General features: G+C 34.6%; 13 protein-coding genes and 3 tRNA genes. 10 read left to right on the top strand and 6 right to left on the bottom strand.

All coding sequences use genetic code 11. The annotated features are described in order from the left end of the window. Positions 1-75: 75 nt before the first annotated feature. From P2W75_RS19680 to P2W75_RS19670, 3 genes are all read right to left on the bottom strand, one after another. A tRNA-Arg gene (locus P2W75_RS19680) sits at positions 76-149 on the bottom strand. Positions 150-164: 15 nt separating this feature from the next. Then, positions 165-239, bottom strand: a tRNA-Pro gene (locus P2W75_RS19675). 14 nt (positions 240-253) lie between these two features. Continuing rightward, positions 254-337, bottom strand: a tRNA-Ser gene (locus P2W75_RS19670). A 240-nt stretch (positions 338-577) separates the two neighbouring features. Between P2W75_RS19670 and P2W75_RS19665 the strand changes: the two genes are divergently transcribed. Together P2W75_RS19665 and P2W75_RS19660 are read left to right on the top strand one after the other, a co-directional pair. After that, entirely contained in the window at positions 578-1,756 is a 1,179-nt protein-coding gene (locus P2W75_RS19665; RefSeq protein ID WP_276381780.1) for an acetyl-CoA C-acyltransferase, read from the top strand. Between the two features lie 67 nt (positions 1,757-1,823). Beyond that, positions 1,824-2,585 (top strand): C40 family peptidase, encoded by a 762-nt coding sequence (locus P2W75_RS19660; protein ID WP_276381779.1) that lies wholly within the window; start codon positions 1,824-1,826, stop codon positions 2,583-2,585. Between the two features lie 213 nt (positions 2,586-2,798). On the opposite strand, the gene P2W75_RS19655 is transcribed toward P2W75_RS19660, so the two are convergent. Further along, entirely contained in the window at positions 2,799-3,644 is an 846-nt protein-coding gene (locus P2W75_RS19655; RefSeq protein WP_276381778.1) for an AraC family transcriptional regulator, read from the bottom strand. A gap of 116 nt (positions 3,645-3,760) precedes the next feature. Between P2W75_RS19655 and P2W75_RS19650 the strand changes: the two genes are divergently transcribed. The 4 genes from P2W75_RS19650 (at position 3,761) to P2W75_RS19635 (ending at position 6,559) form a co-directional block, all read left to right on the top strand. After that, positions 3,761-4,747, top strand: a complete 987-nt coding sequence (locus tag P2W75_RS19650; protein WP_276381777.1) for an aldo/keto reductase — start codon at positions 3,761-3,763, stop codon at positions 4,745-4,747. Positions 4,748-5,035: 288 nt separating this feature from the next. Next, the gene (locus P2W75_RS19645; RefSeq protein ID WP_276381776.1) at positions 5,036-5,641 is read left to right on the top strand and encodes an NAD(P)H-dependent oxidoreductase; all 606 of its coding nucleotides are present in this window, start codon (positions 5,036-5,038) and stop codon (positions 5,639-5,641) included. 2 nt (positions 5,642-5,643) lie between these two features. Further along, entirely contained in the window at positions 5,644-5,922 is a 279-nt protein-coding gene (locus P2W75_RS19640; RefSeq protein WP_276381775.1) for a putative quinol monooxygenase, read from the top strand. A 172-nt stretch (positions 5,923-6,094) separates the two neighbouring features. Then, entirely contained in the window at positions 6,095-6,559 is a 465-nt protein-coding gene (locus P2W75_RS19635) for a DUF3291 domain-containing protein (RefSeq protein WP_276381774.1), read from the top strand. 88 nt (positions 6,560-6,647) lie between these two features. Here the strand turns inward: P2W75_RS19635 and P2W75_RS19630 are convergent, their stop codons facing one another. Beyond that, positions 6,648-7,355 carry a class I SAM-dependent methyltransferase gene (locus tag P2W75_RS19630; protein WP_276381773.1) on the bottom strand — a complete coding sequence of 236 codons (708 nt, stop codon included), beginning with the start codon at positions 7,353-7,355 and terminating at the stop codon, positions 6,648-6,650. 367 nt (positions 7,356-7,722) lie between these two features. Between P2W75_RS19630 and P2W75_RS19625 the strand changes: the two genes are divergently transcribed. Further along, positions 7,723-8,601 (top strand): LysR family transcriptional regulator, encoded by an 879-nt coding sequence (locus P2W75_RS19625; protein WP_276381772.1) that lies wholly within the window; start codon positions 7,723-7,725, stop codon positions 8,599-8,601. A 182-nt stretch (positions 8,602-8,783) separates the two neighbouring features. Next, positions 8,784-10,076: a DUF2130 domain-containing protein gene (locus P2W75_RS19620; RefSeq protein ID WP_276381771.1), complete on the top strand. Its 1,293-nt coding sequence runs from the start codon at positions 8,784-8,786 to the stop codon at positions 10,074-10,076. Between the two features lie 159 nt (positions 10,077-10,235). Here the strand turns inward: P2W75_RS19620 and P2W75_RS19615 are convergent, their stop codons facing one another. Then, positions 10,236-11,009: an META domain-containing protein gene (locus tag P2W75_RS19615; RefSeq protein WP_276381770.1), complete on the bottom strand. Its 774-nt coding sequence runs from the start codon at positions 11,007-11,009 to the stop codon at positions 10,236-10,238. 374 nt (positions 11,010-11,383) lie between these two features. Between P2W75_RS19615 and P2W75_RS19610 the strand changes: the two genes are divergently transcribed. Then, a complete protein-coding gene (locus P2W75_RS19610) occupies positions 11,384-11,968 on the top strand; it encodes a DUF4202 domain-containing protein (protein WP_276381769.1) in 585 nt (194 codons plus the stop codon). Between the two features lie 10 nt (positions 11,969-11,978). Further along, positions 11,979-13,085, top strand: a complete 1,107-nt coding sequence (locus P2W75_RS19605) for an ATP-binding protein (protein WP_276381768.1) — start codon at positions 11,979-11,981, stop codon at positions 13,083-13,085. Positions 13,086-13,175: the final 90 nt, after the last annotated feature.

Raw genomic sequence — 13,175 nt, 5'->3', positions numbered from 1 at the left:
TAAACTCAATTAAATAATAAAAAAGAGCTAGATCGCGTAAAAACAAAAAAGCCACTCAAATTGAGTGGCTTTTTGTGATCGCAGAAGGATTCGAACCTTCGACCGCCTGCTTAGAAGGCAGGTGCTCTATCCAGCTGAGCTATGCGACCATTATTTCAGTGTAGTCGGGGTGGCAGGATTCGAACCTGCGGCCTCCTGCTCCCAAAGCAGGCGCGATAACCGGGCTACGCTACACCCCGAGGCAAAATTTAAGCGGAGAGACAGGGACTCGAACCCTGGCGACGGTTACCCGTCGACAGATTAGCAATCTGCTCCATTACCGCTCTGGCACCTCTCCTTGCTCAAGGAATTGCTTCCCGTTTTGCGGTTGCAAATGTATAACAACATTCTATTTCTCACAACTATTTTTGCGCTTTTTTTAAACTTTTTTGCATCTTTTTTTTAAAACGCTTCACAATCAAACGAATAGAATTAACAAAAATTTCACCTTAAATTTAAAATCTACCCTATTCAACACAAAATTTGAATTTATTCAAATAAACAGTAAATTTGCTTACTAACTATTATTAAACAGAAAATGAACAAAAGAGTTGTTATCGTTTCTGCCGTTAGAACACCTATCGGAAGTTTCATGGGCGGGTTATCTACTGTACCTGCACCAAAATTAGGCGCTGCTGCTATAAAAGGAGCCCTTTCAAAAATTAACCTAGACCCAAAATTAGTGGATGAAGTTTTCATGGGGAATGTAATTCAGGCCGGAGTTGGACAAGCACCAGCACGCCAAGCTGCATTATTCGCCGGATTATCAGAAGAAGTTGCTGCCACAACAGTAAACAAAGTCTGTGCCTCTGGAATGAAAGCTGTAATGTTCGCTGCACAAGCAATCGCATGCGGCGACGCTGAAATTGTAGTAGCGGGCGGAATGGAAAGCATGAGCTTAATTCCTCACTATGTACAAATGCGTGCCGGAAACAAATTTGGTCCAGCAACTATGCTTGACGGAATGCAGAAAGATGGTTTGACAGATGCTTACGACAACAACGCAATGGGAGTTTGCGCTGACTTATGTGCATCTGAATACAAAATCAGCCGTGAAGAACAAGACGCTTTCGCCATTCAATCGTATGAAAGAAGTGCAAAAGCTTGGGACGCTGGAAAATTCGACAACGAAGTGGTTCCTGTTGAAGTACCCCAAAGACGTGGTGAACCAATCATTTTTTCTAAAGACGAAGAATACACTAATGTAAAATTAGATAAAATTCCGTCTTTAAATCCTGTTTTTACAAAAGACGGAACCGTAACTGCTGCAAACGCTTCAACAATCAATGACGGAGCTGCTGCTTTAGTTTTAATGTCTGAAGAAAAAGCAAGCGCTTTAGGGCTAAAACCTCTAGCTTACATAAAAGGCTATGCAGATGCTGCACAAGAACCAAAATGGTTTACAACAAGTCCAGCAAAAGCGTTACCAAAAGCGTTAGACAAAGCAGGAATTTCAATCTCAGACGTAGATTTCTTCGAATTCAATGAAGCTTTCTCTGTTGTTGGATTAGCCAATGCAAAAATATTAAACCTTGATAACGATAAGGTAAACGTAAACGGTGGTGCAGTTTCTTTAGGACATCCTCTTGGAGCTTCTGGAGCACGTATTATCGTAACTTTACTGAATGTTTTAGAACAAAACAATGCAAAAACAGGAGCTGCTGCCATTTGCAATGGCGGTGGTGGTGCATCAGCAATTGTTATCGAAAGAGCTTAAAACAATATCTTAAAAAATCAGGAGTTATACCTATAGCTCCTGATTTTCAACTAATAAATTTCCTTAGATGTTTGGAATTTGCAATTTAGCCATAGTACCCGTTCGAGCCGAAGCCAGCGATAGAAGTGAAATTGTCACACAGCTTTTATTTGGCGAACATGTTGAAATTTTAGAACGCCATAATCAATGGGCTAAAATCAGAATTCAATTTGATGATTACGAAGGCTGGATTGATTCTAAACAAATTCAGGAAATTACCAAAGAGCAGTTTAATCTTTTAAGCAAAGAAGCAATTATTTTAAATGCCGACTTAATCGATTATATCACAGCTCCTAATAATTTATTACTTCCAATTCCGCTTGGGGCTTCCTTATCGTTTTTAAACAATAACGAAATTAATATTTCAAACTTTGATTTCGAAGGCACCAAAACCAGCGGTACAAAACCTAAAAGTAGCTTAATCAAAACGGCTTTTATGTATTTGAATGCTCCTTATTTATGGGGTGGAAAAACACCTTTTGGTATTGATTGCTCTGGTTTCACCCAGATGGTTTATAAGTTAAACGGTTATAAAATTCATCGCGATGCATCACAGCAGGCACTTGAAGGAGATCCGTTAAGTTTTATTGAAGAATGTGAACCAGGCGATTTGGCTTTCTTTGATAATGATGAAGGAAATATTACCCATGTAGGTATCATTATGGACAATAATTACATCATTCACGCAAGTGGAAAAGTCCGCATTGACCGTTTGGACCACACCGGAATTTACAATCCCGAATTAAACAAACACACTCACAAACTTCGGGTAATTAAAAAGATTATCTAAAAAAAGCAGGCGGATAAAACAGATTCGCTTTGCGAAAACGCGAATTTTTTACCGATTTTTTATTTTTTTCGCTCGTAGATTTAGCAGATTTATTTTTTCTCTTTTTAATCTATTTAAAATCCGCTTAAATAATATAGCTAACTATTCGTGAAATTAATCATTTACTACTCTTATTGTGTACAAATAAATTCGTGAATTCGTGGCTAAAAAAAACTAAGCACTCAATCGAACTGTCTTTCTAAACTCAGACGGACTATTTCCTTTTTGTTTTTTAAAGAATTTATTAAAGTGGCTTTCATCCGTAAAACCAAACTCATAAGCAATTTCATTAATACGCTTATCACTGAATTGCAAACGATGTTCAATCAGTTTTGTTTTATAATTGCTGATGTATTGCTGCATCGTTTCGCTCGCATGTTTCTTAAAATATCGTCCTAAATACGTATTCGAAATCCCGAAATAATCGCTGATCGATTCCGCCTTAATTTTTTCAGGGTAGTAAATATTGTTTTGAATATATTGCAGAATATCCATTGCTTTAGCTTCCGTATTTATCGTTACTTGTTCCGGCAGATATTTCGCAATATTTCTCGCCACAATAATAATCAGCGTATTGACCAACTGCTGAATCAATTCCTGATTATACACATCTTTATCCTGATGTTCACGACAAATCGCTTCAATCATCACTTTTACCAAACATTTATCAGGATCGTTTTTTAAGATACAGCCCGGCTGGTGATTGGCATTTTGAAGAATATATTCCAAGCGCTGAATATTTTCATTCTGCAGACTCGAATTTTTCAAATAAATATCATTGAACCTTAAAAAGAAGAATTTCGTTTCCGTTTCAATCGTGAAATTATGACAATCCTCAGGCGTCAATAAAAACAAATGCCCCGGATCATATTCAAAAATATTTTTGTTAATACACTGTCTTCCTGTTCCTTCCAGAATATAAACTAATTCGAAAAAATTATGACGATCTCCCACATCCGGATATTCACTAAGCGTTTCAAAAGAAACTGTAAACGGCTCATATAAGTTTTCTTTTTTCATAATTCTATTTATTTGAAGATGCAAATATACCTAAAAAAGACAAATATATACCAAATAAGAATCTTAAAAACAGTATAATTTTGCCTCATCAATTTTAAACAGAAAAAATCACTATCATGGAATATAGAAAATTAGGCAGCTCAGAATTGGAATTATCAACCATTACTTACGGTGCTTTTGCGATTGGTGGAACTATGTGGGGTGGAACAGAAAAGAAGGATTCAATCGACTCCATCCACGCTTCAATTGACCACGGTGTAACTACAATTGACACTGCTCCTTTTTACGGATTTGGTTTAAGCGAAGAAATGATTGGAGAAGCCATTAAAAGTCAAGATCGCTCTAAAATTCAATTGCTTACCAAATTTGGTTTGGTTTGGGACGGAAGCAACAACGGAAAAGGCGATTTCTTTTTTGATGCTGATGACAACGGTAAAAAAGTTCCGATTTACAAATATTCATCAAAAGCAAATGTAATTAAAGAAGTTGAGGAAAGCCTAAAACGTCTTCAAACCGATTATATTGATTTACTTCAAATTCACTGGCCTGATTCTACTACTCCGATTTCTGAAACAATGGAAGCAGCAGAAAGCTTAATTCAGCAAGGAAAAATTAGAGCTTTCGGAGTAAGTAATTACAACGTTGCACAAATTCAAGAAGCGCAAAAAACAGTTCAAATCGCTTCAAATCAAGTGGCATACAGCATGCTGAACCGCAAAATTGAAGACGAACTAATTCCTTTCACTGTAGCTGAAAACATCGGAATCATTGCTTACAGTCCAATGGAAAGAGGTTTATTAACTGGAAAATATTTCACAGACAGCAAACTAAAAGAAAACGACCATAGAAACGGTTATTTCGGTCAATTCGATCTTCAAAAAGTAAAAACTTTAGTCGAAGAATTAACCTCTTTAGCACATGCCAAAGAAGCAAGTTTATCACAATTAGTTTTACGCTGGACCTCTTTACAAAAAGGAATTGCAATAGTTTTAGCAGGAGCAAGAAACGCAGAACAAGCCATTTCAAACGCCAAAACAATGGATTTCGATTTATCAGCTTCAGAATTGGAATTCATCAATCAGGCAATTTCTAAAATAAAATAAATATTTAAACACATAGAAACATAGATCCCCTTTGTTTACAAAGGCGTTTCACTTTCATAATCACACATAGCTATGTGTTAGAAACTAGTTTCTTTCAACTTCCTTTCCAAAAAAGAAAAACCTATGTTTCTATGTGTTTAAAAAATCTCAAAACTTAAAACATAAAAATAATTTGGGTGTGTTCGCCGCGGCGAACTGGGCTTTCGGCTATATCTTTTGCTCCATTTCATTTCGCAAAAGGATACCGCCTCTATCCCTCACACATCCGTTTTCATAAGAACAATTAAAATGAAAAAGATATTTATAATTAACGGCGGACAAAAATTCGCACATTCAGGAGGAAAATTCAACAAAACCGTTCAGGACTGGACAGTAGAATTTTTATCTAAAAACAACAATTACGAAATCAAAACCACTCATGTAGAAGACGAAATTGACCTTCAAAAAGAAGTAGAAAAATTCGTTTGGGCAGATTTAATTATCTATCATACACCAGTTTGGTGGTTTCAATTGCCAAACCTTTTTAAAAAATACATCGATGATGTTTTTACACAGGGGCACAACAACGGAATTTACAAAAGCGACGGAAGAAGCCGTGTAAACCCAGATATCAACTACGGAACTGGCGGACTTCTACACGGACGCAAGTACATGCTTACCACAAGCTGGAACGCACCAGCAACGGCTTTTACACTTTCTGGTGAATTCTTCGACGAAACTTCTGTTGATGATGGCGTAATGTTTGGTTTTCATAAAATGAACAAATTCACAGGAATGGAACGCATAAACGGATTTCATTTCCATGATGTTGAAAAAGGCGCAACACCAGAAAATATCGTTATCTTTAAAGAGAATTACACAAAACATTTAGAAGAAACTTTCAAAAACTTATAATTATGATCTCAATTACCGCAATTTTAAAAAGCAAACCAGAGCATTTAATTGAAGTTCAAAACATGCTGACGCATCTAGTAACCGAAACTAGAAAAGAAGCCGCATGCATTCGTTACGATTTACACACTTCAGAAAATGTTTTTATTCTTTGGGAAGAATGGAAAGACCAACCCGGTTTAGATTTACATAACAACCAGTCTTACCTGCAAGATTTCATTAAACAAACTGAAACATTGGTTTCAACACCAATTCAAGTATATAAAACCGCTCAGATTCTGTAAAGTTTTCCGCCACGACCCGAGCGATAGCAAACAGGCGAAGCAATTCACGAATTAATTTTAAATACTTTACGCATAGATTTTAAAAAAATAATTCGTGAATTCGTGGCAGAAAAAAAATCCTACATAATATTCAGAAAAAAGCTAAATTGCCTCTCATTCACAAAAATAAAATATGAGTCATTATCATCTTGCAGAAATTAATGTTGCCAAAATGAAAGGAGTCGATATTAACGACCCAATAATGAAAGAATTTGTAGATAATTTAGATGCTGTAAACACTTTAGCAGAAGAAAGCGAAGGTTTTGTCTGGAGATTAAAAGACGATACCAACAGTTACAATGCCACAAGTCTGAATCCGTACAACGATGAGCAGATTATCATCAATGTATCGGTTTGGGAAAGCATCGAAACTTTAGAACATTATATGTACAAAACGTTTCACAGCGAATTTTTAAGACGCCGAAAAGAATGGTTTCATAAATTCGGAAAAGCACATACAGCCATGTGGTGGATTCCAAAAGGTCAAATTCCAACCATGGAAGAGGCTGTAGAAAAATTAGATTACCTACAGAAAAATGGCCCTTCAGAATTAGTTTTCGATCTAAGAAACAAATATCCGATGCCGATTGAAGCGTAGATTTTTCCGCCACGAATTCACGAATTAATTTAAAATCTTTACGCAAAGATTGTAAAAAAATAAATTCGTGAATTCGTGGCTATAAAAACTACTTAATTCCTCCAAAAGCTCCGAAACACATGTTTTTGTGTAAAATTTCGACTTTTGAAAAACCTACTTTTTTCATCAAATCTAACTGGTAATTCATCGATCTCGGAGAATCTTCTTTTTCAATGTAATCCAAAACCTTTTGGCGATACTCTGCCCCTCCTATTCCTTCCAAATATTCGCCATAACGCTGCCATGTATATTCATTCAACAAATCAGTATCTTGTGTGATTAAATCTGAAATCATCAAACAGCCGCCTGGTTTCAATAATTTGAATAATTTAGTGAAAGTCGTTTCCCAATCGTTATCATCACGTAAATGATGTAAAACAGCACCCGCCAAAATAATATCAAAACTTTCTTCTTCTAAAGCTACCTCACGAATATCACCTTGTTTTATTTCTACTTTTCCATTTGTTACTGCCGAAACCCGTTCAAAAGCACGATCCAACATTGGCAAACTCAAATCAACTAAAGCGCAGTTTAAATTCGGCACTTTAGACAACATCATCAAAGTGTAATTTCCTGCGCCACAGCCCACATCCAAAACGTTTTTGGCATTCGGAACAATTCGTTTTGAAGCTTCCGTTATTAATTCTAAAGAAATAGTAGCGTCGATTGTAGCCACCTGTCCTGTTTCTAAATTTGAAAATCGTTCGACATCATTGTCAAATCGTTCTTTGATTTCTTCGATGGTTGATTTTTTCATGGTTTTTTATTTTTTTTTAAAATTTTCACGCAGATCTAAAATAGATTAACGCAGATTTAAAATGATTCTCTTTTTTATTCTTGACGATTCAAATAAAAAAATCTGATTTGATCAGCTTAAATTTGTTAAATCTGCGAGAAACTTATTTTTTTCTTTTTTAATCTCCCGCAGATCAAGCAGATTGGGCGAATCTTTTTGCTATTATATGATCGGGTATTATTATGATTAAGATGATTTATCTAAAAATTAATAATCTGCTAAATCTGTTTAAATCTGCGAGAGAAATATTTTATTTTTTCAAAACTACTTCTTTCATAAATACTTTAAAAATACTATTTTTATCAATTAATAATACTTTAAAAGTATCATGGAATTACGTCATCTAAAATATTTCTTAGCTGTAGCTGAAGAACTAAATTTTACTAAAGCTTCAGAAAAACTATTCATTTCTCAGCCGCCGTTAAGCCGGCAAATAGCGGAACTGGAAGAAGAACTTAACGCCAAACTTTTCATCAGAAACAATAAAAAAGTAGAACTTACCGAAGCAGGAAAGTATTTTAAAGAAGAAATTACCGCAATTTTTCAGAATCTAGATCGCATTTCATCCAAAACAAAAAAGATTGCAGAGAACGTTTCGGGCGAATTCAGAATTGCTTATATCAGTTCGATTTATTCTTCTATTATTTCCGATTTAATAAAACATCTGAAAGCACAATTTCCTTACGTCAATTTCAAACTTTTCGAAATTTCCACCACCAAACAAATCGACGCTTTAGAACAAGGAAAAATCGAAATGGGAATTATTAGATCGCCCATTCATTCGCCAAAAATAAAATCACATTTATGGTTTAAAGACGGATTTTCATTGGTTTATAATAAAAACGCTTTTCAGATAAAATCGGAAAATGATATTTTAAAATTAAAAGATGAAACGTTTGTTTTTTTCAATAAGGATTACGCGCCGCATTATCATGAAGTTTTGCTGGAACTTTGCGCTTTTTATGGCTTCACGCCGAAGATTATTCACGAAGCCAATAATATCAATTCAATAGTGCAATTGGTCAAAAATGGATTGGGAATTTCGATTGTTCCGTCAAACATTGCGAAAAACAATCAGGATTCAGAAATTGCTTTTATCGAATTGAAAAAAGTTAATTTATATACAAATGTATCCATAATAACTTCAAAAGACGATCATTCTGAAATCACGCAATCTGCTGTTGCCTTTTTGTTAGCGGAAAAATAGCTACGAATTCACGAATTTATTTTTTTAAAATCTATGCGCAAAGTTTTCAAAATAAATTCGTGAATTCGTGGCTATCTATAACAAAAATTCGTTACAATTTAGTACAGAAATCCACATCAGAAAAAGAGAACTTTTAAATACCTTAGCAAATTATAATTCCATTCCATAAAAATCAATACAAAATGGCTGAACAATCTTCAATTCAGTGTCCAAACTGCGGAACTCCTATCGATGTCAATGATGTTTTAAAGCATCAATTGGAAGATAGCATCCGTAAAGAATTTCAACAAAAAGCAAATATTCAAAACCGTGAATTGGAGCTTAAAAACGAACAATTGGAAAAAGCCAAATCCGAATTTGAAGCGAAGAAAAAACAGGAAAACGAACTTTTTGCTGAACGTTTGGAGCGCGAGAAAAAGACAGCTGAAAAAGAAATTTCAGAAAAATTAAAAGCCAAATTGGAAGAAGAAAACAGAGATCGTTTACTACTCATGGAAAAGGAACTCTCTGAAAAGTCTGAAAAAATTAGGGAATTGAATAAAATGGAAGGTGAAATCGCAAAATTACAGCGCGAAAAACTGGAAATGAAAGAAGCCATTCAGGCCGAAGCCGAAAAGCAGTTAAACGCTCAATTGGCTTTGGAACGTGAAAAAATCAGAAAACAGGAAGACGATAAAAACGAACTGAAATTCAAAGAACTTCAGAAACAGCTGGAAGAACAAAAAAAGCTGACTGAAGAAATGAAACGCAAACAAGAACAAGGTTCGATGCAATTGCAAGGCGAAGTAATGGAATTAGCAATTGAAGAATGGCTGGCCAACAATTTCCCGCTTGACAGTATTGACGAAGTTAAAAAAGGAGCCAACGGTGCCGACTGTCTTCAAGTGGTTAATACAAGAGAACATCAAAATTGCGGTTCTATTTATTACGAAAGTAAAAGAACCAAAGCGTTTCAGCCATCTTGGATTGAGAAATTCAAAAACGATATTCGAACCAAAAGAGCCAATATTGGAGTTTTGGTTACCGAAGTAATGCCTTCGGGAATGGACCGAATGGGAATGCGAGACGGAATTTGGATTTGTACATACGAAGAATTTAAAGGTTTAAGTGCGGTTTTGCGTCAGTCTTTAATTCAAATTAATCAAGCGGTTCAAGCGCAAGAAAACAAAGGCGACAAAATGTCGATGTTGTATGATTTCTTAACGAGCAACGAATTCCGTTTGCAGATTGAGGGAATTGTAGAAGGTTTCACCCAAATGCAAAGCGATCTGGATTCTGAAAAAAGAGCCATGCAGAGAATTTGGAAACAAAGAGAAAAACAAATCGAAAAAGTAGTTCATAATACTTTAGGAATGTACGGTTCGATTCGCGGTATTGCCGGAAATGCAGTTCAAAGTGTAAGAGCTTTGGAATTGGATTTTATTGAGGGAGAAGAACCGGAAAATGATGAAGAACCTAAGGAATTGTTTGAGTAAAAGATCAAGTTTTGTCATTCCGAGGAACGAGGAATCACACTCGAAACTCCGCAAAGAATATTTTCAATCTTTGTCGACAAACTAGTGTGATTTCTCCTTTCAGTCGAAATGACAACAGCAACTTGAAACTTTAAACCTGAAACAAAATAAACAAAACTTTTAATCCACCTTCTTAAAAACAACCAATTTCCCTGAAGGATTCGACAAAGTCAATTGATTATTTCCTATAGAATATGTTGTTGTGCTTTGTAAAGCTTTCAAAAATTCGCCCTCTTTATTTCCTTGCGGACAAGCCATTAATGTGGAAACTACTTTTGTAAAACGAAGGAGATCTTTTTCAAAAAAGATTTGTCCCGTTATTGAATTACAACCGCCATATCCCATAAACTGATTTTCTGTTGAATTAATCTCAATTCTTGGGAATTCCTTTTGAAAATCGGTTGCAAAAACCTTATAACCGTTAAGTTCTTCCAAAACCCAAATATCGTGTAATCGATAATCCGTTAGATATTTTCCACAACCGCTTAATTTTTTCGCTTCTAATTCCGAATTATTTTTAATTTCGACTTTTACACTATACGGCGAAATCGCACCAGACATCGAATCCTGACAATCTAACTGTTGTATTGTAATAGTTGCCGAAGTGGTTTCGTTACTTACCTTATACATTTTCACATTAGCATCCATTGTCCTAATAGCTTCAACAGATGGAAAAGAGATTTTTTCTTTCCCTGGAATTAATGATGTAAAAACAATTTCTTCATTCCCTATTTTGATTCCCCAAAAAGGTTCATTTCCGGTTCCTTTAAAATAATATTTTAAATCTTCTTCTGTAGAACTTGTTGTCGAAGTTGCAACAGAATCTTTGTTTGCTGCCGTTTTGCATCCCAAGACTAAGAATGATAACAACAATATTGAAAGTACTTTTTTCATGAGATTTAAGTTTAAAATGCTCTTTTTGTAAAATAGCTATAAAATTCTTATGAATTTACGATTTTTTTTGAAACGTTTATTTAGAATTCTTTCAAATTTAAAAACTAATTAAGCGAAATTCATTCAAACCCGCACTAAATATAAATCTAATTAAATTGTAGAAGGCGAAGTTTTGTGGGGATTGTAAATTAGACCTTTTTAAGAAGAAAGATGAAAGAAGAAAGATTAGAAAGTAAACATAATTTTTCAGATATAATTTTTTTCACTATTTCAATCTTGCCTCTTTCTTCTTTCATCTTTTCTTCTTCCATCTCTTTATCCACCTTCCTACTTAATTACGTATCTTTGAAAATCTATTATCCAACCCAAAAAAAATGAGTACACCTTTTCAAAAAGCAAGTGAATGGATTGATGCTGAAAACGCTCAGGATCCAAACATCGAATTAGACCACAATACTGAATATCCAAAAGAATTATTGTATTCGAATAGGATGTATAAAAAACTAATGCAGTTTGAACCAAATGCTTCAGAAGAAATTCAGATTGCTTCAAAAGCGCAGCATATCTGTCGTTGGAAAATTGCCCGCGAATCCTATCCGATGGATCGCGTTGGTTATTTAAAATGGAGAGAAGAACTCAAAAAATTTCACGCCAAAACTACTGCTGCAATATTAGAGAAGGCTGGATACGAACAAATTTTCATTGATCGTGTTACCTTTTTAATTGAAAAAAAACTGCTTAAAAAAGATGCCGAAACCCAATTATTAGAAGATGTGATTTGTCTAGTGTTTTTAGAATATTACTTAGAGCCTTTCGTTCACAAACATGATGAAGAAAAGCTAAAAAACATCATCAAGAAAACTTGGGATAAAATGTCAGACAAAGGGCATCAGGAAGCTTTAAAAATCAATTACTCTGAAGAAAATTTAAATCTTATAAAAGCTTCTTTGGGATTGTAAAAAGATTTAAATGAAGAGATGTGATCGAGAAGCATTAATCGATATAAAAGAACATTCAGCCAAAGAATTAAAACTCAATTATGCGATGGAAAACGCTTTATTGTATTGCCGAATTTCTCCAAATGGTTCTATCGTTCATATGGGAGAAAAATTTGCCAAACTTTTAAATTATACCGAATTTTCATCTAATAAAAAATTCTCTGAAGTTCTTACTTCCAATGAAAAAGAACAGCTTAATTTCGATCGTTTGATTTTCGAAAAACAGAGCAGCGGCTGGCAGGGCGAAATCAAGATTGTAAATAAAGAAGAAAAAGAAATCTGGCTCGATTTATCGATGGTTCCTGTAATGATCGAAAAAAAAGAATTGGAACTTTTGATCGTATGTTGTAACATCACAGAATACAAAAAAGCAGAACGAGAAATTAAACGTTTGAAGCTAGAATCTATAACTGAAAAAATCAATCAGCAAAAGATAATTTCAAGCAAAATTGTTGAAAATCAAGAAAACGAACAAAACCGAATTTCTAGAGAAATTCACGACGGAATAGGCCAGATGCTTACGGGATTAAAATTCATTTTAGAAAGCATCAATCTGGATGACAGAGAAAAATCGGAACAAAAAATTGAGTATTTAAAGACTCTTTCTTCGGATATTATAAAAGGCGTTCGCACAGCAATTTTCAACCTAATGCCTCCAGAATTAAGCGATAACGGAATAGCTTCTTCTCTTTCTAAACTCACTCAAAAACTATCCAAATTAACCGGAAAAGAAATCCTTTTCTACAACAAAACCAATTTTGACCAACGTTTAGATTCTTTAATCGAAATCAACATTTATCGTCTTGCGCAAGAGGCGATTAACAACGCCATCAAATATGCAGAATCATCGCATATTAGTCTACATCTTTCACACAGCGATACGTTTTTGAGTATTATTGTAGAAGATAATGGAAAAGGTTTCGACATCAATTCCGTCAACAAAAAACACAACAGCGAATCTGGAATGGGATTTTTGTTTATGAAAGAAAGAATTCAATATATGAACGGTCAAGTATTTATAAATTCTATTCCTGAAGAGGGAACTAGGATTACTTTCAACATCCCTATTCTTAAGTAAATTCCAATTTTTGGAATTTGGAATTTCAAAAATTGGAATTTACTTTTCTAAGGATTTTTTAATCTTGGAATTTACTTTAAAAAAAGTACG

The organism is Flavobacterium sp. H4147, assembly GCF_029360735.1.
Taxonomy (GTDB): Bacteria; Bacteroidota; Bacteroidia; order Flavobacteriales; family Flavobacteriaceae; genus Flavobacterium; species Flavobacterium endoglycinae.
The sequence above is the reverse complement of the archived record's forward strand: the minus strand, read 5'-3'. Positions and strand labels throughout refer to the sequence as shown.